This is a genomic window from Streptomyces sp. TS71-3 (assembly GCF_018327685.1).
In the GTDB taxonomy this organism is placed as follows: domain Bacteria; phylum Actinomycetota; class Actinomycetes; order Streptomycetales; family Streptomycetaceae; genus Streptomyces.
Genome location: NZ_BNEL01000003.1, coordinates 3,463,129 through 3,487,565, shown reverse-complemented (window position 1 = coordinate 3,487,565; position 24,437 = coordinate 3,463,129). Strand labels below are relative to the sequence as shown.

General features: G+C 73.5%; 18 protein-coding genes and 1 pseudogene. 11 read left to right on the top strand and 8 right to left on the bottom strand.

All coding sequences use genetic code 11. The features are described from left to right. Positions 1 to 7: 7 nt before the first annotated feature. The 4 genes from Sm713_RS38705 to Sm713_RS38690 all read right to left on the bottom strand — a co-directional run bounded on the left by Sm713_RS38705 (position 8) and on the right by Sm713_RS38690 (position 4,599). Positions 8 to 724 carry a hypothetical protein gene (locus tag Sm713_RS38705; protein ID WP_212914596.1) on the bottom strand — a complete coding sequence of 239 codons (717 nt, stop codon included), beginning with the start codon at positions 722 to 724 and terminating at the stop codon, positions 8 to 10. Positions 725 to 1,261: 537 nt separating this feature from the next. Further along, positions 1,262 to 1,891, bottom strand: a complete 630-nt coding sequence (locus Sm713_RS38700; RefSeq protein WP_212914595.1) for a TetR/AcrR family transcriptional regulator — start codon at positions 1,889 to 1,891, stop codon at positions 1,262 to 1,264. Between the two features lie 5 nt (positions 1,892 to 1,896). Then, the gene (locus Sm713_RS38695; RefSeq protein ID WP_212914594.1) at positions 1,897 to 3,435 is read right to left on the bottom strand and encodes an MFS transporter; all 1,539 of its coding nucleotides are present in this window, start codon (positions 3,433 to 3,435) and stop codon (positions 1,897 to 1,899) included. A 168-nt stretch (positions 3,436 to 3,603) separates the two neighbouring features. Continuing rightward, positions 3,604 to 4,599: an aldo/keto reductase gene (locus tag Sm713_RS38690; RefSeq protein ID WP_283249848.1), complete on the bottom strand. Its 996-nt coding sequence runs from the start codon at positions 4,597 to 4,599 to the stop codon at positions 3,604 to 3,606. A gap of 119 nt (positions 4,600 to 4,718) precedes the next feature. Between Sm713_RS38690 and Sm713_RS38685 the strand changes: the two genes are divergently transcribed. The 6 genes from Sm713_RS38685 (at position 4,719) to Sm713_RS38660 (ending at position 11,290) form a co-directional block, all read left to right on the top strand. Then, positions 4,719 to 5,612, top strand: a complete 894-nt coding sequence (locus Sm713_RS38685) for a LysR family transcriptional regulator (protein WP_212914593.1) — start codon at positions 4,719 to 4,721, stop codon at positions 5,610 to 5,612. 251 nt (positions 5,613 to 5,863) lie between these two features. After that, complete coding sequence (locus tag Sm713_RS41105; RefSeq protein ID WP_249416955.1) at positions 5,864 to 7,096, top strand: slipin family protein; 1,233 nt, start codon at positions 5,864 to 5,866, stop codon at positions 7,094 to 7,096. A 233-nt stretch (positions 7,097 to 7,329) separates the two neighbouring features. Continuing rightward, positions 7,330 to 8,244, top strand: coding sequence for an ABC transporter ATP-binding protein (locus Sm713_RS38675; RefSeq protein WP_249416954.1), 915 nt, complete (start codon positions 7,330 to 7,332; stop codon positions 8,242 to 8,244). Then, positions 8,241 to 9,119, top strand: coding sequence for an ABC transporter permease (locus Sm713_RS38670; RefSeq protein ID WP_212914592.1), 879 nt, complete (start codon positions 8,241 to 8,243; stop codon positions 9,117 to 9,119). The genes Sm713_RS38675 and Sm713_RS38670 overlap by 4 nt, the downstream gene beginning before the upstream one ends. A 28-nt stretch (positions 9,120 to 9,147) precedes the next feature. Then, positions 9,148 to 10,632, top strand: a complete 1,485-nt coding sequence (locus Sm713_RS38665) for a sensor histidine kinase (protein WP_249416953.1) — start codon at positions 9,148 to 9,150, stop codon at positions 10,630 to 10,632. Positions 10,633 to 10,645: 13 nt separating this feature from the next. Continuing rightward, positions 10,646 to 11,290 carry a response regulator transcription factor gene (locus Sm713_RS38660; protein ID WP_212914591.1) on the top strand — a complete coding sequence of 215 codons (645 nt, stop codon included), beginning with the start codon at positions 10,646 to 10,648 and terminating at the stop codon, positions 11,288 to 11,290. 460 nt (positions 11,291 to 11,750) lie between these two features. Here Sm713_RS38660 and Sm713_RS38655 read toward each other — a convergent pair whose 3' ends face one another. Both Sm713_RS38655 and Sm713_RS38650 read right to left on the bottom strand, forming a co-directional pair. Beyond that, positions 11,751 to 13,322 carry a PTS ascorbate transporter subunit IIC gene (locus tag Sm713_RS38655; protein WP_212914590.1) on the bottom strand — a complete coding sequence of 524 codons (1,572 nt, stop codon included), beginning with the start codon at positions 13,320 to 13,322 and terminating at the stop codon, positions 11,751 to 11,753. Between the two features lie 15 nt (positions 13,323 to 13,337). Continuing rightward, complete coding sequence (locus tag Sm713_RS38650) at positions 13,338 to 14,300, bottom strand: PTS sugar transporter subunit IIA (RefSeq protein ID WP_212914589.1); 963 nt, start codon at positions 14,298 to 14,300, stop codon at positions 13,338 to 13,340. A 161-nt stretch (positions 14,301 to 14,461) separates the two neighbouring features. Between Sm713_RS38650 and Sm713_RS38645 the strand changes: the two genes are divergently transcribed. Continuing rightward, positions 14,462 to 15,475 carry a Gfo/Idh/MocA family protein gene (locus Sm713_RS38645; RefSeq protein WP_212914588.1) on the top strand — a complete coding sequence of 338 codons (1,014 nt, stop codon included), beginning with the start codon at positions 14,462 to 14,464 and terminating at the stop codon, positions 15,473 to 15,475. Between the two features lie 328 nt (positions 15,476 to 15,803). Here the strand turns inward: Sm713_RS38645 and Sm713_RS38640 are convergent, their stop codons facing one another. Together Sm713_RS38640 and Sm713_RS38635 are read right to left on the bottom strand one after the other, a co-directional pair. After that, positions 15,804 to 16,235, bottom strand: a complete 432-nt coding sequence (locus tag Sm713_RS38640; protein ID WP_212914587.1) for an SsgA family sporulation/cell division regulator — start codon at positions 16,233 to 16,235, stop codon at positions 15,804 to 15,806. A gap of 675 nt (positions 16,236 to 16,910) precedes the next feature. Then, positions 16,911 to 18,428 (bottom strand): hypothetical protein, encoded by a 1,518-nt coding sequence (locus Sm713_RS38635; protein WP_212914586.1) that lies wholly within the window; start codon positions 18,426 to 18,428, stop codon positions 16,911 to 16,913. A gap of 232 nt (positions 18,429 to 18,660) precedes the next feature. On the opposite strand from Sm713_RS38635, the gene Sm713_RS38630 reads away from it, so the two are divergent. From Sm713_RS38630 to Sm713_RS38615, 4 genes and pseudogenes are all read left to right on the top strand, one after another. Continuing rightward, positions 18,661 to 19,824, top strand: a complete 1,164-nt coding sequence (locus Sm713_RS38630) for an aminoglycoside phosphotransferase family protein (RefSeq protein WP_212914585.1) — start codon at positions 18,661 to 18,663, stop codon at positions 19,822 to 19,824. A gap of 404 nt (positions 19,825 to 20,228) precedes the next feature. After that, a complete protein-coding gene (locus tag Sm713_RS38625) occupies positions 20,229 to 22,208 on the top strand; it encodes an N-acetylmuramoyl-L-alanine amidase (RefSeq protein ID WP_212914584.1) in 1,980 nt (659 codons plus the stop codon). Between the two features lie 279 nt (positions 22,209 to 22,487). Further along, positions 22,488 to 22,934: a MarR family winged helix-turn-helix transcriptional regulator gene (locus tag Sm713_RS38620; protein WP_212914583.1), complete on the top strand. Its 447-nt coding sequence runs from the start codon at positions 22,488 to 22,490 to the stop codon at positions 22,932 to 22,934. 128 nt (positions 22,935 to 23,062) lie between these two features. Then, positions 23,063 to 24,394: pseudogene (locus tag Sm713_RS38615) on the top strand (MFS transporter); the annotation flags it as partial. Between the last annotated feature and the right edge of the window lie 43 nt (positions 24,395 to 24,437).

Sequence of the window (24,437 nt, the reverse complement as noted above, 5' to 3'; positions counted from 1 at the left end):
GCGCGGATCACTCTCGCCGGGTCGTCGCGCGGGCGTACTGGACGCCGTGGTACCCGGCGGTGCCGAGCACTCCGAGCATCAGGGCAGCGCCCAGGGCGAGTTGGGCGGGCCCCCAGGGGATGCCGGAACCGCCGACACCCGCCTCGACGGCGCCTCCGGCCGGGCCGGGGCGGCCCGATCGGTCCGGTGCGGGGACGCCGTCCGGGGCGGTGCCGCGGCCGGCGGAGGGCTTCCGGGCACGGCCCGGATCGCGGGTGGGTGAGGGAGCGCCGCCCGATGGCCGCGCCGAACCGCTCGTGGTGCCCTGGCATGTTCCCGCGGCGCCGGTGCCGACGGCGGGTGCTCCGGCCGGGCGGCGGGTGCTCCCGCCCGGGGCGTCCGGCCGGCCGCCCCGGGCCGGCTCGGCAGCAGGGGTGGGGGTGGGGTCGTAGACGGAGAGGTCGTCCCGTGCGGCACCGCCCCGTGCGGATCCGTCCGCCGGGGTGCCGCCGTCCTGTGCCGTTCCACCGTTCCGTGCGGAGCCGGCGTCCTCCGCGACGCCGCGGCTCGTCCCCTCGTCCTGGAGCGGACCCTCCTCCGGCACGGTGCCGGTGGCCGGAGGGGTCGCGGTGGCCGCGCCGGTCCGGCCGCCGGTGGCCGGCGGGCGGGTGTCCAGAGGGTCCCCGGTGCCCGGTCGCGGGGCGGGCTCGGCGGCTCCGCTCCGAGTCGCCGGCGGGCCGGACACGCCGTCCGGCTTCCCCGCCGCGCCGGATGCCGGTCGCTCAGACCGTGCGGCGGCGGTGCCCGGCAGGGAACGGGCGGACGGTCCGGCGGGCTCCCCTGCCGGGCTCCCCGATCGTTCCGGCCGGCTCACGGCGCCGCTCCGGCTCCGCCCGGCACCGGTGTCCGGGCGAACCGGCGGACCCTGTCCCGTCGGCTGCTGCGCGCTCCTCACGTGCGCCGGCGGCAGCGCCGTTCCGGCCACGGCGGCCGGTGCCAGCCCGATCGCGACGGCCGCGGCGCCCATGGCTGCGGCAGAAACCCGTGCGCTCGTCCGCATGGCCACGCTCCCTGTCCGCCGCCCGGCTGCGCCGCTCCGCCGTCGGGCACCTCCGCCTGAGGGGCCCCGGAAACACCCTGTCGCGAGCAACGCTATGAGCAGCGCACCACCGGCGCCGCCGGAGCGGGTCCGGACGACGTACGCCCCGAATGGGGCAGCGCGCGGGCGCCGCACACGGAGACGGCGCCCACCGTCCGCCGGACGCCGGCGGAGGAACCGCGCCTACGCCGGCGCACCGCCCGCGTGCCCCGGGGTCAGCTGGGCCTGGACCGCGGGACCGTAGCGGTCGGTGATGGCGGAGACGGCGGCGGCACGCAGATGGGTGCCGCTCACGATGCCGTACATCACGCCGAGGCCGAGCAGCATGCCGACGGCCAGCTCGGCGCGCAGGCCGGTGTCGGGTCCCGCCAGCCGGGCGGCGAGGCGTTCGGCGACCTGGGCGCGGAAGTTGGCGCGCAGGACGTCGCCGTGCTCGCGGTGCAGCGGCGCGAACACCACTCGCAGCAGCGGGTCGGCGCCGCGCTCGATCTGGCTGACCAGGACGTGCCGGACCATGTGCGCGCCGAGCCCGTGCAGCGGCGCGTCCAGCAGCGCGGCGGCGTCCGCCTCGAAGGACATCACCTGGGCGAAGAGGGCGTCCTTGCTGCCGAAGTACTTGAGGATCAACGGCGCGCTCACGCCCGCGCGTTCGGCGACCGCCTTCAGGGTGATGTCGGCGTGCGCGTGCCGGGCCAGCAGGTGGCGGGCGGCGCGGACGATGGCGGACCTGGTCGCCCCGGCATCCCGGCGGCCCGGGGCGGGTGCGGGAGCGGGAGCGGGCGGATCCGGCGGTCCCCCGGACGTCACCGCCATCGGCGTCATGCTCCTTCCCGTGCCTTGCCGTCCGTCCCGGCCGGGCCGTCCGTCCTCTCGGAAGTGCCGGAACCCGCGGCCGAGGCGCCCACGAGGGTGCCCCCGCCGTCTGCGGACGAGCCGGCGCGCGTCCCCGGCCTGCCCGGGTCCGCGGGGACCGCGAGTGCCACGGCGCACGCGATCAGGGCGACCGTACCGGCCATCACGAAGGCCAGCAGGTAGCCGTGCAGGGTCGGCACCGGCTGTCCGCCCAGCGGCATGGTGTGGTGCACCAGCACCGCCGCCACGGCCGCGCTGCACACCGCCTGCCCGATGGTGCGCATCAGGACGTTCACGCCGTTGGCCGAGGCGGTCTGATCGCCAGGGACCGCGCGCAGGATGAGGGTCGGCAGCGCCGAGTAGCACAGGGTGGTGCCGGTGGAGACGACCGCGGCACCGAGGATCACGGCCCACAGCGCCCGGCTGTCGGCGATGCGCAGCACGTAGCCCAGGGCGATCACGAGGGCCCCGAGCGCGAGCGTGACCCGGGCGCCGCGGGCCGCGGAGATGCGTGCGGAGACCGGTGAGAAGAGCAGCATGATGATGCCGCTCGGCAGCAGGCACAGGCCGCTGCCGACGATGGACAGGCCGAGCCCGTAGCCCGTGGCGGTGGGAGCCTGCACGAGCTGGGCGGTGACCAGGGAGTTCGCGTAGAAGGCGAAGCCGGCGAGGAGCGCGGCCAGGTGCGGCAGCGCGACGCCCGGGCGGGATGCGAGCCTCAGATCGACCAGGGGCCGCTCGGCGCGGAGCTGCTGGCGCCACCACAGGGCCATGATCAGGACGCAGCCGGCGAAGAGGCCCAGGATGCCTGGGCTGGTCCAGCCCCACTGGCCGCCCTGCGAGACGCCGAGCAGCAGGCAGACGAGCCCGGCGGCGAGCCCCAGTGCGCCCGGCGTGTCGAAGCGGCCCGGCGAGCGCACGGGCGACTCGCGCACCGCCCACCAGGCGAGCGCCAGACCGAGCGCCCCGAGCCCGCTGGTGGCCCAGAACATCACGTGCCAGTTCGCGTACTGCACGATGATCGCGGCGAGCGGCAGCCCGAGGGCCGCGCCGATGCCGACCGTGGAGCTCATCAGCGCCACCGCGGAACCGGTGCGCGCCGGAGGCAGTTCGTCACGCAGGATGCTGATGGAGAGCGGCACGACCGCGGCGGCGGCGCCCTGGAGCCCGCGCGCGGCGATCAGCAGCCGGATGTCGGAGGTCATCGCACACAGCACGGAGCCCACGGTCATCAGCGCCAGCGCGATCAGCAGCACCCGCCGCTTGCCGTACATGTCGCCCGCCCGGCCGAGCACCGGGGTCAGCACCGCGCCGGTGAGCAGTGTCGCCGTGACCATCCAGGACACGCTGCCGGCCGACGCCCCCGTGAGCCGCGGAAGGTCCGGCAGCAGCGGTGCGACGACGGTCTGCATGACGGCCATGAGGATGCCGCCGAAGGCGAGCACCGGAACCGTCATGCGGGCGCGTATGCCCCCTTGGTCGGCCGCGGTCGGATCGGGCTCCATGAACGCTCCAGCACAGGCGTGGGTACCGGCCGGCGCGTGGAGGCGTCGGCCTGCGAGGTGAATCGGAATTCACCAGTGTAGGTGAATTCCGATTCACCTCCTTGCCGTGCCATCCGCTGTCGCCCATAACCCGCCGGTCACCAATCGGCCGCGGCCACGGTCCCACCGTCAGGCGCTCGCACCGCCGGCGATGACCGCGTCGATCCCGAGCAGCTCCTCCCGAGTGAACTTCAGGAAGTTCACCGCGGCGAGGCTGTCCTCCAGCTGGGTGACGCTGCTGGCCCCGATGACCGCGGACGTGACGTTGCGCAGCACCCACGCGAGGGCCATCTGCGCCAGGCTCTGGCCGCGGGCCTCAGCGATCTCCTGGAGCGACCGCAGCCGGCCGACGAGCTCGCCGGTCAGTTTCTCCTCAGTGAGGAAGGGGCTGGCGCCGGCCGCCCGGGAGCCCGCCGGGACGCCGTTGAGGTAGCGGTTGGTGAGCAGTCCCTGTTCCAGCGGCGAGTAGGCGATGGACCCCACGCCGAGCTCGTCCAGCGTCTCGAGCAGCCCGTCCTCGACGCGGCGGTCGAGCATCGAGTACCGCGGCTGGTGGATGAGCAGCGGGGTGCCCAGCTCCGCGAGGATGCGGGCCGCCTCGCGGGTCTGCTGCGGCGAGTGGTTGGACACGCCCACGTACAGCGCCTTGCCCTGCTGCACGGCCGAGTGCAGCGCCCCCATGGTCTCCTCGAGCGGGGTGTCCGGGTCGAAGCGGTGCGAGTAGAACACGTCGACGTACTCCAGGCCCATCCTGTCGAGGCTCTGGTCGAGCGACGCCAGGAGGGACTTGCGGGAGCCGTACTCGCCGTAGGGGCCCGGCCACATCCCATAGCCGGCCTTGGTGGAGATGAACAGCTCGTCGCGGTACTTCCCGAGGTCGCTCAGGAGCACCTGCCCCAGGGCCTCCTCCGCGGCGCCGGGCGGCGGGCCGTAGTTGTTGGCCAGGTCGAGGTGGGTGACCCCGAGGTCGAACGCGCGGCAGAGGATCTCACGCTGGGTCCCCGCGGCGCGGTCGGGGCCGAAGTTGTGCCACAGGCCGAGCGACAGCGCCGGCAGCCGGACGCCGCTGCGGCCGACGCGGCGATAGGGCATGGCTGCATACCGGTCGGGGTGTGCGGTGTACACATGCACTCCTGCTGAGGTGACGGAGGGGACGGACACGGATCCGGGACATCCTTCCGCCGACCCCGGGCATTGGTCCAACAGGAGAATCCGATGGGATTGAGCGGATAGGCTGCTCAATCATGGAACTACGCCACCTTCAGCACTTCGTCGCGGTAGCAGAGGACCAGCATTTCACCCGTGCTGCGGAGCGCTTGATGGTGTCGCAATCGGGCTTGTCCGCATCCATTCGCGCCCTGGAGCGCGAGCTGGGGGCACCCTTGTTCGTGCGCACCACCCGGCATGTGACCCTCACCGAGGCGGGCCGGGCCCTGCTGGGCGAGGCCGAACGAGTGCTCGCCGGGGTCCGCGCCGCGCAGGAGGCGGTGGCCGCGGTGCAGGGGGTGCTGCGCGGCAGGCTCGCGCTCGGCACCGAGCAGTGCATCGCGGGCGTGCGCGTGCCACGGCTGCTGGCGGCATTCCGGGAGCGGCATCCGGAGGTGGACATCCGGCTGCGGCAGGCGGGCTCGGGGCTGCTGGTCGAGGAGGTCGCCGCGGGCCGGCTCGACCTGGCGTTCGCGGTCACCTCCGGTGAGCTGGCGGGTCCGGTGCGGGCGGTGCCGCTGGCCCGGGAGCCGATGGTGCTGCTCTGCCACCCGGAGCACCGCCTGGCCGCCCATACGGACGAGGTGGCCGATCTGGGGAAGCTGGACGAGGAGGCCTTCGTCGACTTCCACCCGGACTGGGGTCCACGCAGGACCACGGACGCCGCCTTCGCCGCGGCCGGGATGCACCGGACGGTGACGCTGGAGGTCAACGACGTGCACGGCCTGCTGGAGCTGGTGCAGGAGGGCCTCGGTATAGCCGTGGTGCCCCGGCACTTCTCCCGCAAGTCACAGGCGTCGGGCCTGGCCGTGGTACCGCTCGGCGTGGCCGCCGGGATCAACTACGCGACCGTCGCCGTCCTCCCCCAGGAGGCCGCCACGAGCCCGGCGGCCCGGGTGCTGATGTCGCTGCTGGACTCCACGACGGACTGACGAGCGGGAACGGCGCGCGGCTAGGGCGCGCGGGAACGCCGCACGGGAACAACCGTCCGACGCCGGCGACGGCGGATGACCGACCGGGCAGGCCAGGCAGCCGGCGCGGTCGCGCGCCCGAGCCACGGGGGCGCCGAACGGCAGCAGCGCGCCCGCTGGGACCCCCATGAGGCGAGACGAGACTCCGAAATCCGACAAAACAGACATATCCTTGACTCTCGTAGAGAGCTCTCCGATGTCAGGGGTCCGTCATGGCGGGTCTTGTTGTAGCGATCATCGTGGCGGTCGTCCTGGTGCTGCTCTGCCTGGCCTCCTGCGCCCGGGTCGTCAAGCAGTACGAGCGCGGGGTGGTCTTCCGGCTCGGACGGCTGCACGGCACCGTGCGCGATCCGGGCCTGACCGTACTCGCCCCGGTCGTGGACCGCATGTACAAGGTGAACATGCAGATCGTCACCCTGCCGGTGCCCGCGCAGGAGGGCATCACCCGGGACAACGTCACCGTGCGCGTGGACGCGGTGGTCTACTTCAGGGTGGTCGACGCGGCCAATGCGCTGGTGCGGGTGGAGGACTACCGTTTCGCGGTCCTCCAGATGGCGCAGACGTCCCTGCGCTCGATCATCGGCAAGAGCGACCTGGACGACCTGCTCTCCAACCGGGAGAAGCTCAACCAGGGCCTGGAGCTGATGATCGACAGCCCGGCCGTCGGCTGGGGCGTCCAGGTGGACCGCGTGGAGATCAAGGACGTCTCCCTGCCGGAGACCATGAAGCGGTCGATGGCGCGCCAGGCCGAGGCGGACCGGGAACGGCGGGCCAGGCTGATCAACGCCGACGCGGAGCTCCAGGCGTCGAAGAAGCTCGCGGACGCGGCCCGGGAGATGTCGAAGCAGCCCGCCGCGCTCCAACTGCGGCTGCTCCAGACCATGGTGGCGGTCGCCGCGGAGAAGAACTCCACGCTGGTGCTGCCGTTCCCCGTGGAGCTGCTGCGGTTCCTCGACCGCGCCCAGCGCGAGTCCGTCGGCCCGCCCGACGACGGCCAGGGCCCGCTTCCGGAGCCGGGCGGTCCCGAGGAGGAAGCCGCTCCGGGCCCCGAGGGCTTCCGCGACCTGGGACCGGACCCGGGCGCGGCCGCCGCTGGGGCGATGGGCGAGACGGGTGGCGTGGAGCCGGTATCCGGCGAAGCGGGTCCGTCGGCAACCGGTGTCCCGGGGACCGGTGCGGCAGCCGGTGCTCCTGGGACCGGTCCGGCGACCGGTGCTCCGGCGGCCAGTGGTCCGGAAACCGATGCTCCGGCGGCCAGTGGTCCGGTAACCGGCGAGTCGGCTCCCGTTCCCGGGAGCGGAACTACGTTCGGTGAGCGGACGGCCGGCGACCCCGGCGGTCCCGGTACCGCCCCCGACGAGCCGGCTGCGGGCGGGCCCGCGGACCGTGCCGGCTCATCGGAACCGGCTTCCCGGTCGGCGCCGCCCGAGCACCCGGCGGGGTGAGCCCCGCTTCCGGTATCGGCGCGGTCGCGAGCCGCCCGCCGTATTCGGGCACCCTCACACGTCTTCCACCTGCACCGATGTGGTAAACCCCACCCCGCGTTGCGGTCCTGAGCACCCGGGGTTCTGGGGGTATGCCCCCAGAAGAAGATTGCGGCAAACCTCGTTACGCCACCACGGCCCTGCTCCGTAGCGTGACTTCCCGTGAGCACGCACCGGCGTGCCGGGGAGTGGTGATGATCGAGGTCAGGAATCTCACGAAGAGTTACGGGTCCACCCTCGCCGTGGACGGGCTGAGCTTCGACGTGCGTCCGGGGCGCGTGACCGGATTCCTCGGTCCGAACGGCTCGGGCAAGTCGACCACCATGCGGATGATCATGGGTCTGGACGCCCCCGACACCGGCGAGGCCCGCATCGGCGGGCGCGCGTACCGCGACCTCGCGTGGCCGCTGAGCGAGGTGGGGGCCCTGCTGGAGGCGCGCACGTTCCATCCGGGCCGCAGCGCCCGCCACCATCTGTCGGCGCTGGCCGCGGGCGGCGGCATACCGCCCGGCAGGGTCGGCGAGGTGCTGCGGACCGTCGGCCTGGGCTCGGTGGCGCACCGGCGAGCGGGGAAGTTCTCGCTCGGCATGGCCCAGCGGCTGGGCATCGCCGCGGCCCTCCTGGGGGACCCGCCGATCCTGCTCTTCGACGAGCCGGTGAACGGCCTCGATCCGGAGGGCGTGCGCTGGATCAGGAACCTGATGACGTCGCTCGCCGCCGAGGGCCGGACGGTCCTGCTCTCCAGCCACCTGATCAGCGAGATGGCGCTGACGGCCGACCACTTGGTGGTCATCGGCCGGGGCCGGCTGCTCGCCGACACCACGGTGCGGGAGCTGACCCGTGGCGGCGGTTCGCTCGAAGACGCCTTCTTCCGGCTGACCGGCGAGAGCGCCGAGTACCACGGCTCGGCCCCCGCTCCGCGCGCGGCGGGCGCGGACCCCGGCCTTCGCGCCGCACGTTCCGTGGACGGCACGTCCACCCGCGACGCGGCCGGGCCCCTGCCGGGTGGTGCTCCCGCCCCTCACCACAGTCCGCCGGCGAGCAGCCGGCACTCGGAGAAGGCCTCGCCCCGCCGGGGCACCGCACAGGACGAGGAGCGGCACTCATGACGTCACCGGCATCCCCCGGTCCCCACCCGTCACCGGCGCCGGGCCACTCCGCCCCGTCCGGTCCCCTGACGGAACCCTCCGCCGCGTCCCGCCCGAAGTCGGCCCATGCGGGTGGCCGGTACGGCCTTCGGCACGTGGCCCGCATGGAGTGGATCAAGCTGCGCACCCTGCGGTCGACGCTCTGGGCGCTGCTGCTCACGGCCGTGGCCATGGTCGGCATCGGCGTGATCACCATGGCCAACACCAGGCCGCCCAGCCCGGACAGGGCCGCCGCCTTCGACCCCACCAACAACGTCATGGCCGGTGTGGCCGTGGGCCAGTTGGTGATCGGTGTCATCGGGGTGCTGCTCGTCACCGGAGAGTACGCGTCGGGATCCATCAGGTCCACGCTCGCGACCGTCCCCCGGCGACCGATGGCGCTGGCGGCGAAGGCCGGTGTGTTCGGGCTGCTGGCGCTGGCCGTCGGCGAGGCCGTCGCCCTCGTCACCTTCTTCGCCGGTCGGGCCGCGCTGCACCCGGCGGTGCCGCACCCGGCGCTGGACCAGCCCGGTGTGCTGCGGGCCGTGCTGCTCTCCGGCGCCTACCTCGCGCTGGTCGGCCTCATGGGCGTGGGCCTCGGCTCGGTCACACGGCAGGCGCCGAGCGCCATCGGCGCCCTCGTGGCCGTCGTCTTCGTGCTCCCGGCGATCCTCTCCGGGCTGACCGGAGTCAGGTTCGCCAAGTACTTCCCCACCATGATCGCGGGGAACTCCCTGGCCGTGGCCAAGCCGATGCCTGACATGCTCTCGCCGTGGACCGGGTTCGGCGTCCTCTGCCTCTATGCGGCCCTGATACTCGTGGCCGGCGGCGCGTTGCTGGTCCGGCGGGATGCCTGAGCGGGCCGTGGACCAGCACACTGTGCCCATGGCGGACAAGCAGGTGCCCATGGCCGACGAGCGCGCCGCACCCCCGGGCGGCCCCCGGGCACCTGAGGCACCGCACGCGGAGACACCCGCAGTCGAGGACGGCAACCCGGCAGGCAGCGGGCACGCCGCCACCCGCCGCGCCGGCGCCGGCGCCGGCGCCGGCCACATGGCTCACCGAGTTCGCGTCGTCCTGACCGCACCCTGGACGGCCCGTGCGTGGGCCGAGCTCGGGTACTGCCTGGCCGGCCTCCCGTTGGCCCTGGCCGGGTTCGTGCTGGTCGTCGTGCTGCTCTGCCTGGGTTCCGGGCTGCTGGTCTCGCTGATCGGCGGCATCCTCGGCGCGCTGTTCCTGGTGCTGGGACTCGGGCTCGGGCGGGTGCTGGGGCGGGCGCACCGGGGGCTCGCCCGGTGGCTGCTGGGGGAGCACATCCCGGCCCCCGCCCCGGTCCCCCGGGCTCATGGGCTCTTCTCGCGGGTCGACACCCGGCTGCGGGACGGCGCCGCCTGGCGCTGCGTGGCCTACGTGCTGGTCAAGCTGCCGGTGTCGGCGTTCGGCTGGTACGCCGTGATGTGGTGGGCGACGGGCCTGATCAACCTGAGCACGCCGCTGCGGTGGAGCCTGCTCGGGCAGTACCCCGCCCACGGCGGCGAGCGCGGGGCTCCGACGCTGACGCCGCTGCCGTTCGGTGGCTCGCCCCGCTTCCACACGTTTTGGGGCACGCTGCTCGCCGCGGCGGTGGGGTTGGCCACGCTGCTGATCGCGCCGTGGCTGGCCCGGGCGGTGGTCCGTGTCGACCGGCGTCTGATGCGGGAACTGCTCGGCCCCGGGGCGCTCGCCGAGCGGGTCAGGGACCTGGAGGAGACACGGGCGCTGGCGGTGGACGACGCGGCGGCGCTGCTGCGCCGCGTGGAGCGCGATCTGCACGACGGCGCCCAGGTCAGGCTGGTCGCGCTGGCGATGAGTCTGGACATGATCAGGGACGGGCTCGGCGCCACGCCGGAGGATCCCGGACAGGAGAGGCTGCGCCGCCTGGTGGAGACCGCCCACCACAACGCCAAGGAGGCCATCGTGGAGCTGCGCGACCTGGCCCGCGGTATCCACCCGCCCGTGCTCGACGACGGCCTGCCGGACGCGCTGGCGACCCTCGCGGCGCGCAGCACGGTGCCGGTGGAGCTGTCGGTGGACATGCCGGTGCGGCCCACGGCCGCCATCGAGACCATCGCCTACTTCTGTGCGGCGGAGCTGCTGACCAACGTCATCAAGCACAGCGGTGCCCGGCGGGCCCGGCTCCTCGCGGTCCAGCGGGACGGCATGCTGCGCCTCGCCGTCACCGACGACGGGCAGGGCGGTGCGTACGTGGGCGCGGGCAGCGGCCTCACCGGCCTCCAGCAGCGGGTACGCCCGGTGGACGGCACCCTGGACGTGGACAGCCCGCCGGGCGGGCCGACGGTGGTCACCGTCGAGCTGCCGTTGCACGCGTGAGAGCATGCGCGCCATGCGTGTGGTGATCGCCGAGGACGCGGCCGTGCTGCGGGAGCTGATGGCCCAGATGCTGGCCGAGCGCGGGCACGAGGTGTGCGCCGCCGTGGGCGACGCGCAGGCGCTGCGCGCGGCGGTCGCCGAGCACCGGCCGGACGTCACCGTCGTGGACATCCGGATGCCGCCCACGCACACCGACGAGGGCCTGCGCGCCGCCATCGGCATCCGCCGGGACCACCCCGGCACGGGTGTGCTGCTGTTCTCCCAGCACGTGGAGACGCGGTACGCGACCAGGCTGCTCGCGCAGGGATCGGCGGGCGTGGGCTACCTGCTCAAGGACCGGGTGGCCGATGTCGCGGAGTTCGTGGACGCGCTGCACCGGGTCGGCGGCGGAGGCACAGCGCTCGATCCGGAGGTGGTGACCCAGCTCGCCGGGGCGAACCGGCACACCGACGAGCTGACCGCGCTCACCCAGCGGGAACGTGAGGTGCTGTCGCTGATGGCCGAGGGCCGCTCCAACAGCTCGATCGCGGCGGCCCTGACGGTGTCGCCGGGCACCGTGGAGAAGCACGTCGCGGCGGTCTTCGGCAAGCTCGGGCTGCCGCCGTCGGAGGATCACAACCGCCGGGTGCTCGCGGTCATCCGCCACCTCCAGTCCTGAGGGGTCCTTGCACTATGCCCGCCCGGGTCGCGCGGCCTGGCACCGCACCTCGCCGCGTTGCCGGAAAGCCCTGGTAGCTCCTCCCCCACTCTCGGCTTCGCTCGAGCGGGGGGACCCCCATCAAGGACTCTCCGGCGCCTTGCGATGCTCCCCCACAGCCTGAAAGACGTGGGTGGGGGTACCTCCCACGCCCGTTCAGGGCAGTGGGGGAGTGCCCCCAGCACCAGACCACGCGCCCTGATCGGACGCTCATAGTGCAAGGACCCCTGAGGCACCCGCGGCCGGCTGGCCGGGGACGCGCGCCCGAGACGGCCGCGCGGTCCCCGGTGAGTCGGACGCGAGCCGGGTGGTCCGCGACCTTGGTCCCGTGGGGTGCGGGTCGCCCCCCGTTCCCCAGGGGTCGGTCGCTGCCATCCGGACCACCGGCCCCTGGGGCCTGGTCGCGCGGCCGCGGGCCCGCTCAGCCCGCCGGCGGGGGCGGCGGTGCCGGGGCTCCGGCCGGCGGCGCCACCTTCGCGTGCCCCACCATGCCGGGCGCCGGTCGAGGCGCGGGCACCGCCGCAGCCCCGGTGGCCCCCGGCGGCAGCAGCGTGTCGCGGCGCGCACCCGGGTCCCAGCCGGTGAGCACCACCCGCTTCTGCACCACGATCGCGGCCGCCAGCACCACGGCACCGATGAGCAGCATCAGCACCAGGCCGCCCGTCCTCCCCGCCTTGGCCGCGTAGCCGACGACCGAGCCGAACCACCCGAAGTCGGCGTCGCCGAACGTGGTGTTCTCCTTGCCGAAGGCGCCGAGCACCTTCAGCAGCAGCGCGGGCAGGAGGGTGATCAGCACGCCGTTGACGAAGGAGCCCACGACGGCCCCTCGGCGGCCTCCGGTCGCATTTCCGTAGACGCCCGCGGCGCCACCGGTGAAGAAGTGCGGCACGAGCCCCGGCAGCACCAGCGCGAGCCCGAAGGCCGGATGGAGGACCCAGCCCAGCAGGCCCAGGCTGACCAGGCCGCCGGCGAAGCTGGCGACGAACCCGATGAGCACGGCGTTCTGGGCGTAGGGGAAGACGATGGGCGCGTCCAGGGCGGGGACCGCACCGGGCACCAGCCGCTCCGCGATGCCCTGGAAGGCCGGCACCAGCTCACCGAGGATGGTGCGCACGCCGAACAGGATCACGGCCACCGAGACGCCGAACTCCAGCCCCTGCATGACGGCCTGCATCACGTAGTTGCCGACGCCGTCGGCGGCCGTCCCCCCGCCGACGGCGAAGGCCTTGAACGCCTTCGTTTCGCCCACCTTGCCCAGGTCGACCAGCGCCATGACCACGTAGAGCACCACCATGGACAGGGCGGTGGCGACCATCGAGTCCCGCAGGAACCGCAACCCCTCGGGGAGCTTCATCTCCTCGGTACTGCGGCTGCGTCCGCCCACCAGCTGCCCGGTGGCCCCCGAGGCGATGTAGCCGGCGCTGCCGAAGTGGCCGATGGCGATGGTGTCGTTGCCGGTCACCCGCCTGGTCCAGGGGTGCGCGAAGGCCGGCATCGCCACCAGCATGATGCCGAGCAGCACGCCCCCGACGACCACCACCAGCCACGACGGCTGGCCGGCGCTCGCCAGCACCATCGTCAGCAGCGTGGCCATGAACAGCATGTGATGGCCCGTCAGGAAGACGTAGCGCAGCGGGGTGAACCGTGCCAGCACCAGGCTGACGGCGAGGCCCAGGATCATCAGCCAGGCGACCCGGGAGCCGTACTGCTGCTGGGCGATGCCGACGATGGCCTCGTTGGTCGGGATGACACCGTGCGCGCCGGTGGCGCCCTGGATCATCTCGCCCAGCGGGCCCAGCGAGCCGGTGACCAGGGTCGCCCCGGCGTTGATCAGCAGGAAGCCGAGGGTGGCCTTGATCGCGCCTCCGGCGACCTGCCCCACGGGCCTGCGCAGCGCGAGCAGACCCGCCGCGGTGATCAGGCCCACCAGGTACGGGGGCTGGCTGAGGATCTCGTCGACGAGGAATTGGGCGGTGGTGACAAGCCAGGCCATGGTGACTGGGCCTCCTCACACATCGTAGGTGTCCCGAAGGACGCGGTCGGCCTCTGCGGTGCTGGTGAAGTCGCTGACGACCTTGACGGGTACGCCGATGTCGCCGAGCGTCCGTGCTATCTCCCCCGAGGTGAGGATCGCCACGGCCTCGGACGCCTTGCCCCGGGCCGAGACGGTGTCGGTCGCCTCCACGGTGACGTACGGCAGCCAGCCCCAGCGGTCGAGGACCTGCTCGACGGTGTTCTTGAGGAACAGGCTGGTGCCCAGGCCGTTGCCGCAGACCGTGAGGATCTTGTGCGGGGCTCCGCCCCCGCCGGTTCCGGTGGGCCGAGGCTCCTCGTTCCCGCCGCTGCGTGCCGCCCGGCCATCCGCCGTGCCGCCCGTCTCCTCGTCCCCTACTGCGGGCGCTGATGCGGCTGTCGCGAGCGAGGCGGCCGCCCCGTCGCCTCCCGGGTCCGTCGCCGCGCCGCCCCGTGCCTCTCCCGGACCGGCCGTCTCCTTGGCGGGCGAGGGGGCCGCCTGTGCTCGGCTCGCGGCGCCGAGTACCGCCAGCAGCGCCTGCGGTGTCGAGACGTCACGCAGTGCCTGGGCGAGCCCGGGATCCGCGAGGAGCCGCGCCAGGGCGGCCATCGCGGCGGTGTGCGCGCCCGCGTCCCGTGCGGCGAGTGCCACCACCAGTTCCACCGGGTCGTTGCTCTCGTGTCCGAACTCGACGGGTTCGGCGAGCCGCAGCCACGACATGCCCGTCTTCAGCACGGCGGGCGAAGGTCTGGCGTGGGCGAAGGCGAAGCCGGGCGCGATGACGACATAGGGCCCGTTCTCCACCACGTTCTGGATCATGTCGGCCGTGTAGGCATCGGCGCAGACGCCCGTCGCCACCATCAGGTCTCCGGCGGCGGTGATCGCCTCTCGCCAGTCGTTCACCCGGCCGTCGAGCCGGATGGCCTCGGCCGCTAGCAGCTCAGTCAGCTCAGCCATGCGGGGGATCTTCGCACGGGTGGGTGGATGCGGCCCAGACGAAGGACTGTGACGGATGGTGCGACGTACCGCACACGGTGCGGGACGGTTGCCCGCCCGGCCGCCGGGCATGATGGTGGGCCGACGGCGGCGGGCGGCGGAGGACCGGAAGAGGTGTACGGGTGAGTGACCTGTTGGGCGTGGCCGTGCTGGGTGCCGGTCACATGGGCGCCGACCATGTGCGGCGCATCGATCGGGCGGTCAGCGGGGCCAGGGTCGCGGCGGTCGCCGACCCTGACACGGCGCGCGCCGAGGCCGCGACGGCCGGCATCGAGGGCGTGACCCTGCACGCCGATCCGCTCGGCGCGCTCGACGCGCCGGGGGTCGACGCGGTGCTGATCGCCTCCCCGGGGCCGGACCACGAGGAGGCACTGCTCGCCGCCTTCGCACGCGGTCTGCCGGTCCTCTGCGAGAAGCCGATGACCCCCGGCTCGGCAGGGGCGCTGCGGGTGATGGAGGCGGAGGCCGGGGCCGGCCGGCGGCTGGCCCAGATCGGCTTCATGCGGCGCTACGACGCCGAGTACCTGCGCCTGAAGGAGTTGCTCGACTCGGGCCGCCTGGGGCGCCCGCTGATGCTGCACTGCACGCACCGCAACGTGTCCTCCCCCGCGGGCTTCACCAGCGCCATGATGATCAACAGCTCGGTCTCCCACGAGGTCGACGCCAGCCGCTGGCTGCTGAACCAGCAGATCACGGCGGTGTCAGTACTGCGGCCGCGGCCTTCGGCAGGGGCCCCCGAGGGCCTGTTCGACCCGCAGTTGGTGCTCTTCGAGACGTCCGGCGGGGCGGTCGTGGACGTGGAGATCTTCGTCAACTGCGGCTTCGGCTACCAGGTTCGCTGCGAGGCCGTCTGCGAGTCGGGCAGCGCCCGCATCGGCGAAGGCCGCACCATGGTGGTGGAGACGGACGGCAGCGCACGCGAGGAAGTGCCGCAGGACTACCTGGTCCGCTTCGTCGACGCCTACGACCGCGAGGTCCAGGCCTGGGTGGACGCGACCCGGCAGGGCCTGGTGACCGGGCCGGGCGCCTGGGACGGCTATGCGTCGGCCGCCGTCGCGGAGGCGGGCGAGCGGGCCCTGGAGACGGGCGGACGGGTCACCGTCGAGCTGGCGGAGCGCCCGCCGCTGTACGCCTGAGACCGCGCCCGCTGCTGTACGGCTGGAACCGCTGAGGCACAGTCCCCGTGCCGGGCGGTGCGTTCGGTGCGCGGGCCGGGGGCCGGTACCTGTCCGGGGGCCGGAGTTCCCGCCGGCAGCGGAGGGGGGACCCGGACCCCCGCAGGACGGGTCCCCCATCGAGCGGCGCGATCCCCGACTCGGACGGCGTGAACCCCGGCCCGGGTGGCTAGGGGCGCCGGAGTCGGCGGGGCGGCCACTGTCCCCCAGGGCCGCCCCGCTACCCCGTCGGGCGCCTCCTCGAAACGTCGGGGCCGTGGGCCCTCCTCGCAGGAGCCCGGAGAGTCCTCTACGGGCTCGGAGTGCTCCCCTCACCGGACCCGAGGATTTCGGCGAGTCCACGGTCCACCTCGCCGGTGACGTCCTCCTCGCCGGGGGGTACCGCCTCCTCGGTGCGCCCCAGGAAGCGGCGCAGCGAGGTTTCGTCGAACTCGACCAGGGCCCTGCCCTGGGGCGCGTCGAACTCGATCACGGTGCGCTCCGGTCCGCCGGGCCAGATGTGCACGTCGCCCCGGCCGGCGGGTGCCGCCAGCCCCCGTTCCAGCAGGTCACGGGAGAAAGTCCAGGTGATGGGTGTCTCGTCGAGGGTCGCCTCGGAGGGGAAGCCGAGGTGGACGGCGAGCGGATCGGCTTCCTCGTACCGCAGAGTCACGGGGACGGAGCGCCGGAGCCGCGAGGCGATCAGGCGGGCGTCTGTGGACTTCTGCACGATGCCGGGCATCTGTACTCTCCCCTTCCGTTTCCAGTGTGTGCCCGTGCGGGTGGGTTTCTCTTTTGACACCCCGGGGAGGGCAGGTGTCACGCCCTGCCGCGGAATTTCCACGTGCCGGTGAAGGCCTGATGGGCGATTCACGCTTCCAGGGAAGGACTCCGGCATATGCCGGCTGCACCGTCTACGGGGATTGTGCCAAATCCCTTACGCTCCGTCGGCGGCTGTGCAAGGGTCGTGTCCGGTCCTTCCCACAACGCTGGCAGTTGTCAGGCGCTGTCCATGGCCGGACACCGACACGCCGAAGGCGCGGAGGAAGGGCGAGCCCGTGCCCGCAGCCCGGGCGGCGCCGTCCCCGCCAGGACGCCACCGCCCGGCGCCGGTGCACCGCGCATGTCCGGCACGCCAGGCGAGCGAGACCCGTGACTCGCTCGGGGCTGCCCGGTTCGCGGGCGGCGCACGGGTTCGCGAGTGAGCCGCAGGAGGCCGCGCCACCGCCGCGGCCCGGCCTCCTGCTGCTCTCCGCGCCCTGCGCCTCTCCGCGCCCCACTTCTCGTACAGGTCCGCCCCACTCCTCATATCAGTCGCACCGCACGTATCAAGCGCGCCGCACGCCGCACGCCCCGCCCCACCGCTCAACGCGGTGGAACGGGGCGCCCCTGATGCCTCCGTCGTATCCGTGCAGGCTCACACCCAGGCATCACCCGAGGGCGCGCCCGCCTTCTGCCTGGTCGCCGACTTGGGCATCGAGGCCTCGATGTCCCTCCGCAGCTCCTCTATGGCGGGCTGACCGGCGTACCGCCCGGTCAGACGGCGCATCTCCCCCAACCGGTCCCAGGTGCGCCGTGAGGAGTTCGACCCCATGGAGTCCAGGGCCAGACGGGCGTACTTCACGCCCTGCTCGAGGTCGTCGCCGATGAAGCAGGCCGACGCCAGCGAGATGTGGTCGAAGATCTGCGAGCGCTGCCGCTCCTCCGTCCGCAGCTCCAGGGCCTGCTTGGCCCGCCGCTGTGCCGTACCCGCCGCCGCCGGCTCGTGCTCGGCGAGGGTACGGTAGGCGAGGGCCTGCATACCGTGCAGGTCCGCCTCGTCGAACATCTGCATCCAGCTGGGCATCGGCTCGCCACCGCGGTCCGCTGCGAAGTGCTCCTCCGCGAGGCCGAGGGTACGGCGCATGGCCTGCCCCTGCCCCATGGACGCCTGCGCCCAGGCCTCGATGGTGTACAGCATGGCCTCGGTACGCGCCAGGGGCCGCTCCCCCGAGCCGGACCTGGCGAGCTTCATCAGGTCCAGCGCCTCGTCCGGCTTGCCCAGGTGCACCATCTGGCGGGCGGCCCTGGACAGCGCCTCGCCGGCGCGCGGCCGGTCGCCGCTCTCCCTGGCCGCGTGGGCGGCGATCACGAAGTACTTCTGGGCCGTGGGTTCCAGGCCGACGTCATGCGACATCCAGCCCGCGAGCACCGCCAGGTTGGCCGCGACACCCCACAGGCGGCGCTGGAGATGGTCGGGGTGCCGGTAGGCGAGCATGCCGCCCACCTCGTTGAGCTGGCCGACCACCGCCTTGCGCTGCAACCCGCCGCCACGGGCCGCGTCCCACGCGCGGAACACCTCGACCGAGTGCTCCAGTGCCTCGATCTCCTGCGAGCCGACCGGAGCCGCCTCGTACCGGTCGGCTCCCGCCTGGTCGGCGTGGAGGGGCACGTCGGGTTCGGGGGGTCGGGGGGCGTCGGCCGCGAGGGCCGGGTCGGTGTTGAGCCAGTCGTGCATGGCGCTGCTGAGTGCGGATCCTGCGGCAAGCGCGGCACCCGCGCCCACCAAGCCGCGTCGGTTGAGCATGAGGTCCATTCCCGTGAATTCGGTGAGGACCGCAGCCGTCCGCTCGGGCGCCCACGGCAGTCCGTCGGGATGCTCCGCACCCCGGTCGTCACGCCGCTTCGAGGCGCGCCCGTGCCGGACCAGACCGAGGTCCTCGATGGTCACGACACGGCCGAGTTGCTCGGTGAACAGCGCCGCAAGCACCTTCGGCACCGGATCGCGCGGGATCTCCCCCATGTCGATCCAACGCCGCACCCGTGAGGTGTCGGTGGCGAGCTGGGGGTGGCCCATGGCGGCCGCCTTCCGGTTCACCAGTCTCGCGAGTTCACCCTTCGACCAGCCGGCCAGGCCGAACAGGTCCGATAGGCGGGTGTTGGGTTGTCCGCTCACGTCAAGCCCCCAGGTTCTCGGCTGAACCGACAGTAGCCCTCTGTCAGTTGCTGGGCGACTATTCGCCAGGGTTCGCCAGGGCCCGCCAGATGGTGTGCCAGTGGCCTGGGGGTGTCAGGTAGGAAAGCACCGCCTCGGCCCGGCGGCGGTCCGCACTCCCCAGGGTGCGGGACGCCACCGGGCCGGGCGGCGCAGGGTTTTCCACAGGCACACGAAGGGATCGCTCTCGCCCATGTACGCAGCATCGTCCTCCGTGTCCTCCCCGGCCCGGCCGCTGCACGCGCTCCCCGGCGCCGCCCGCGCCAGGGAGGCACCCGTGGCGGCCGGCGGCGGCTCCCACCCGGCCTCCCCGCCGTACCCGGTGGTGGTCGACCGCCGGCCGCACCGGGCACCCGGCACCCTCGTCGCGCCGCTCAGCGGCCGGCTGGACCTGTCGGGGCCGCAGGGCGCGCAGCTGCGTACGGCCGTCGCGGCGGTGCACCGGATCTGTCCCGAGTTCAGCCCCGTGCAGCTGCTGCGCCGCAGCGGCCGCTCTGTGCTGCTGGTCGGCACCACCGGCCGAAGTACGGCCGTGGCCAAGTGTTTAGTGGACCACTCCGCCGTATGGAAGGAGCGGTTCCAGCATGAAATAGCTGTCTACCGCTCCTTCGTGCGCAACCGCCCGCCGGTGCGCGTTCCCCGGCTGATCGCCGCCGACCCGGCTGGCGGCGTCCTGGTGGTCGAGCGGATGCCCGGGCGGGCCGCCGCGCTCCAGCGCCACCCCGTGCAGGCGCCGCCCCGTGCCGACGTACGGGCCGCGCTCAGCGCGATCATCCGGCTGGGCCAGTGGCAGCCGCCGGAGGGCGCCTTCGGCCGGCCGCTGGACTACGGCACCCGGATCTCGCGGTACCACGAACTGGGCCTGCTGACCGACCGCGACCTGGGCGACCTGCGGAAGCTGCTGCACGGCATCGCGAAGTCCGCGGGCCGCCAGGGTGTCCTGCAGTTCTGTCACGGCGACGCCCTGATGTCGAACATGCTGCTCTCGCCGGCGGGACCGATCCTGGTCGACTGGGAGCACGCAGGCTGGTACCTGCCCGGCTACGACCTGGCGACCCTGTGGGCGGTGCTCGGCGACGCGCCCATGGCCAGGCGCCAGATCTCCCAGCTCGCCCAGCTCGCGGGCCCCGCCGCGCGGGACGCCTTCCTGGTGAACCTGATGCTGGTGCTGACCCGGGAGATCCGCACCTACGAGACCGCCGTGCAGCGCTCGCTGCGGGAGCCGGCTCCCGGACCCGGCGGCGGCCAGCCCCCGGGCCTGCCGTCCGGTGAGGAGCAGCGGCTCCTGCTGCGCCGCCTCCACGACGACTGCCAGGTCGCGCGTGGTGCGGTACGGGCGGCGGTCGGCACCCGCTGATATCCGCTGATATCAGAGGACCCGCGGCGCGCGAGGGATGGCGTGCCGCGGGCCTGAGTGCTTGACGGGCCGTCGGCGCTCGACAGGCCCGCATGTTCGGCGGACCCGCCACGTCCGACGAGCCCACCGCGCTCGACGAGCCCGCCGTAATTCGCCGTGTCCTGCATGTTCGACGACCCGGCGCAGCACCGGCCTCACGCTCTCACCCGGCCGAGTCCCATTGGTCCACTCCAGTGAAGCCTCGCAGGCGGCGTTCCCGTCAGGCCTGATCGTGCACCGTTCACGCCGCTGACGTGGGAAATCCCGTACAGAAGGGGCGATTGACGGATCGTCGTGCAGCCGATACGACTGACGCACGCCCGGCCCCGGGCGCCGCATCGCACCCAACGTCCCTGGAGGCTGCATTGCGCGCATCCGCCCCCGGCCACACCCCGGCCGCATCCAGACATCTGCTCGGCACGACCGCCCTGCTCGCGTCCGCGGCACTGCTGCTGCCGCTGGTCGGCGCGGCACCGTCCAGCGGCGCCGAGGTACCCGCGGCCACCCGGCTCCAGACCTCGTTCGCCGCCGCGGCAGCCGGATCCCACGTGCCGCAGAGCGTGCTGATGGGCGTGTCGTACATCCAGTCCCGCTGGGACACGCACCACGGCGCGCCGAGCGTGTCGGGCGGGTACGGGCCCATGCACCTGACGGATGCGCGCGCCGCGCTCGCGACGGCAGGTCCGCGGGGCGACGGCGAGGACCCCCGTGGCGACAGCGCCCGGCCGGCACTGCACCCCACGCCAGCCCTGCCCAAGGCCACCGACGTGCCGGCACGGCTGCGCACCCTGACCAGCGCCGCGCGGCTCACCGGCATCCCCGCGGCACGGCTGCGCACCGACCCCGACGCCAACGTCCGCGGCGGCGCCGCCCTGCTGGCCGCGGCGCAGCAGGAGCTGGGCAGGCCGCTGAGCGCCGACCCCGCGGACTGGTACGGGGCGGTCGCCCGGTTCTCCGGCTCCGATGACTCCGCGACCGCCGCGGTCTATGCCGACGACGTGTTCGACGTGATCCGGGACGGCGCCCGGCGCACCACCGATGACGGCCAGCAGGTGAGTCTCGCCGCCGCTCCCGGCCTCGCCCCGGACGGGAACCAGGTGCGGCAGATGGGCCTGCGCCATGCCGCGGCGGGCGACACCCAGTGCCCGGCGACGGTGTCGTGCACGTGGGTGCCGGCGCCCTACGAGGAGTTCGGCGACGACTACGGCAACCACGATCTGGCCGACCGCCCGAAGGACCAGAGCATCGACTCCATCGTCATCCACGACACCGAGGAGTACTGGGACGCCACCCTGAAGCTGGTGCAGGACCCCACCTACCTCGGCTGGCACTACACGGTCCGCTCGACCGACGGGGAGATCGCCCAGCACATCAAGGCCAACGACGTCGGCTGGCACGCCGGTAACTGGTATGTCAACTCCCACTCGATCGGCATCGAGCACGAGGGCTTCCTGACCGACCCGGACGCCTGGTTCACGGAGGAGATGTACCGCTCGTCGGCGCGGCTCGTGGGCTACCTGGCGCGGAAGTACCGCATCCCGCTGGACCGGCAGCACATCCTCGGCCACGACAACGTTCCTGCCACCACCGGCTCCGGCATCCCGGCCATGCACACCGACCCGGGCCCGTACTGGGACTGGGCGCACTACTTCGCCCTGCTCGGCAAGCCCTTCCACCGGAGTGCGGGACCGGCCTCGGGCGTGGTCACCGTGCTGCCCGGCTACACGGGCAACCAGCCCGCGTACACCGGCTGCACGACGGCGGGCCAGCCGTGCGCGGCGCACGGCTCAAGCGAGGTGCGGCTGCGTACCGCTCCGGCCGACGACGCCCCGCTGGTCAAGGACGTCGGGCTGCGACCCGGCGGGCAGGACTCGACGACCGACGTGAACGACGTCGGCGCGCGGGCCTCCACCGGGCAGCAGTACGCGGTGGCGGGCCGGCAGGGCGACTGGACGGCGATCTGGTTCCTCGGCCAGAAGGCCTGGTTCAAGAACCCGGCGAAGCACCCCGCGGCCGTACCGGCCGCCCCGTCCTCGGGACTGCTCATCACTCCGAAGGCCGGCAGGAGCGACGTGCCCGTGTACGGGCGTGCCTACCCCGAGGCCTCGGCGTACCCCTCGGACGTTCCGGTGCAGGCCGTGTCGCCCATGCCGTACACGCTGCCGGCCGGGCAGAAGTACGTGGTCGGCCAGAAGGTGCGGGGCGAGTACTTCTACGCGGTGACGTTCGATCCTGCCGCGCACCGGGTGGTCACCGGCAAGGACACGTACTACGAGATCCAGTTCGGGCACCGCGTCGAGTACGTGCGGGCCGCCGACGTGGACGTGCTGCGGGCCAGGCCCTGATCCCGTCTCACCCGTGGGCCGGGCCCTGACCTGCGTGGCAGGCAGAGGGCCCGGCCGTTCGGCCGCCGGTGCCGTGACGGCGGCAGCCGGCTCCTGCCCCTGAAGCGGTTCCGCTGCGCCCTCGGCGATGGCGCACCCGGTCGCGTTGGTCTTGCCGGCGGGCAGGCTCGGCATGGCGGAGGCGTCGGCGATCCTCAGCCGGGACCCGGGGTAAAACTACACAGACAAACTGCTCAGGTGTGCCTGGACAGGCTTACCTGACGGTCTTAGGGTGACGTCATGGACGAGGTCACCGACGGGGTCTCCACCTCCGCCGTGCGCGCCGCGCGCGATGTGCGCGTGGTGTTCAGCCGGCTGCGGCGCAGGCTGCGCGAGGTCACGGGCACGCGCGATCTCACGCCGAGCCAGACGTCGGTGCTCAGCAGGCTCCGGGACGGGGTCGACTCGGCAAGCGGCCTGGCCGCCGCCGAGGGGGTCCGGCCCCAGTCCATGGCCGCCACCCTCGCCGCACTGGAGCAGCAGGACCTGATCCGCCGCAGCCCCGACCCCGCGGACGGGCGCCGCCAGCTCGTCGCCCTCACCGATTCCGGCCGGGCCTGGGTCGAGGACAGCCGGCAGGCCCGCGTCGAGTGGCTGGCCCACGCGCTGCACCAGGAGTACACGGAGGCCGAGCGGCAGACCGTGATCGATGCGATGGCCCTGCTGGATCGGCTCACCCGCTCGTGAGGGCGGGACTCATACGCCTGGCGAGCTCCCTGCGCCGTTCCCCCTACGCACCACGCGGCCGGTCCGCCGCTGCCACGCGTTCCCGGCGCGTCTGGGGCGGCACCGCCCGGGACGCCTTCGACCGGCGGCTGATCGCCCCGATGATCCTCGGCTCGGTGCTCAACCCGATCAACTCGTCGATGATCGCGGTGGCGCTGGTGCCGATCGGGGCCTCGTTCGGCGCGCCGCCGTCGCGCACCGCATGGCTGGTCTCCAGGCTCTATCTGGCCACGGCCGTCGGGCAGCCGGTCGTGGGCCGGCTGGTGGACACCTACGGGCCCCGCCGCCTCTACCTGATCGGCACCGGGCTCACCGGCGTGGCGGGCCTGCTGGGCACCGTGGCGCCAAACCTGCCCCTGCTGGTCGTCGCCCGGGCGGTGCTCGGCCTCGGCACCTGTGCCGGCTATCCGGCCGCCATGTACCTGATCAGGAGCGAGGCCCGGCGCACCGGACGCGAGAGCCCCGGGGGCGTGCTGACCGCGCTCGCCGTCGCCGGCCAGACCGTGGCCGTGATCGGTCCCACCCTCGGCGGGCTCCTCATCGGCGTGGGCGGCTGGCGCGCCACGTTCCTGGTGAACGTGCCGCTGTCCGTGGCCTGCCTGGTCCTCGGCGGGCTCCGGCTGCCGAGGACGCCCGGGGCAGCGCGCACCGCGGCCGGCGGCCGGCCCGCCGGCGGTATGGACTTCACGGGCATGGTGCTGTTCGCGGCGATGCTCACCGCGCTGCTGCTGTTCCTGATGAATCCCTCGGGCACGCACTGGTACCTGCCGGCGGCGACCGCCGCGGCGGCGGCCGGGCTCGTGGCGTGGGAGCTGCGGGTGCCGCGGCCGTTCATCGACCTGCGGGTACTCGCCGGCAATCCGCCGCTGCTGGCCACCTACGCCCGCACCCTGCTCTCGTACGTCGTGTCGTACTCGTTCCTGTACGGCTACACGCAGTGGCTGGAGGAGGGCAGGGGGCTCTCGGCGTCGGTGGCCGGTCTCGTGCTGCTGCCGATGTTCGCCATCGCGATCGTCGTCTCCACCGCCACCGGACGGCGCCCCGAGGTGAAGGGCAAGCTGGCTGTCGGCGGCGCCGGCCAGGTCGCGGCGTGCGCGTTGCTGCTGCTGGTGGGCTCCGGTAGCGCGGTGTGGCTGCTGGTGCTGGTCTCGGTGGTGGTCGGCGTGCCGCAAGGCCTCAACAACCTCGCCAATCAGAACGCCCTCTTCCACCAGGCGGATCCCGCCCGCATGGGCTCCTCCGCGGGACTCCAGCGCACGTTCACCTATCTGGGCGCCATCGTGGCCTCCGCCGCGAACGGTGCCTTCCTCAGCCACCGGGCCGACACCTCCGAGCTGCACCACCTGGCCCTCTTCGTGCTCTGCGCCGCCGTCGTCTTCCTCGCGGTCACCCTGCTCGACCGCTCCCTGCGCGGGGTCGGCCTGCGCACCGGGGCCGGCCCCGAGGCGCGGCCCGCGTCGGGCG

Excerpts from the sequence above, each read along its gene's own strand:
- Sm713_RS38660 (WP_212914591.1), top strand. The coding sequence starts at position 10,646 with ATGCGTGTGGTGATCGCCGAGGACGCGGCCGTGCTGCGGGAGCTGATG.
- Sm713_RS38665 (WP_249416953.1), top strand. The coding sequence starts at position 9,148 with ATGGCGGACAAGCAGGTGCCCATGGCCGACGAGCGCGCCGCACCCCCG.
- Sm713_RS38685 (WP_212914593.1), top strand. The coding sequence starts at position 4,719 with ATGGAACTACGCCACCTTCAGCACTTCGTCGCGGTAGCAGAGGACCAG.
- Sm713_RS38640 (WP_212914587.1), bottom strand. The coding sequence starts at position 16,235 with ATGCCCGGCATCGTGCAGAAGTCCACAGACGCCCGCCTGATCGCCTCG.
- Sm713_RS38620 (WP_212914583.1), top strand. The coding sequence starts at position 22,488 with ATGGACGAGGTCACCGACGGGGTCTCCACCTCCGCCGTGCGCGCCGCG.
- Sm713_RS38675 (WP_249416954.1), top strand. The coding sequence starts at position 7,330 with ATGATCGAGGTCAGGAATCTCACGAAGAGTTACGGGTCCACCCTCGCC.
- Sm713_RS38695 (WP_212914594.1), bottom strand. The coding sequence starts at position 3,435 with ATGGAGCCCGATCCGACCGCGGCCGACCAAGGGGGCATACGCGCCCGC.
- Sm713_RS38670 (WP_212914592.1), top strand. The coding sequence starts at position 8,241 with ATGACGTCACCGGCATCCCCCGGTCCCCACCCGTCACCGGCGCCGGGC.
- Sm713_RS38700 (WP_212914595.1), bottom strand. The coding sequence starts at position 1,891 with ATGGCGGTGACGTCCGGGGGACCGCCGGATCCGCCCGCTCCCGCTCCC.
- Sm713_RS38650 (WP_212914589.1), bottom strand. The coding sequence starts at position 14,300 with ATGGCTGAGCTGACTGAGCTGCTAGCGGCCGAGGCCATCCGGCTCGAC.
- Sm713_RS38655 (WP_212914590.1), bottom strand. The coding sequence starts at position 13,322 with ATGGCCTGGCTTGTCACCACCGCCCAATTCCTCGTCGACGAGATCCTC.
- Sm713_RS38630 (WP_212914585.1), top strand. The coding sequence starts at position 18,661 with ATGTACGCAGCATCGTCCTCCGTGTCCTCCCCGGCCCGGCCGCTGCAC.
- Sm713_RS41105 (WP_249416955.1), top strand. The coding sequence starts at position 5,864 with ATGGCGGGTCTTGTTGTAGCGATCATCGTGGCGGTCGTCCTGGTGCTG.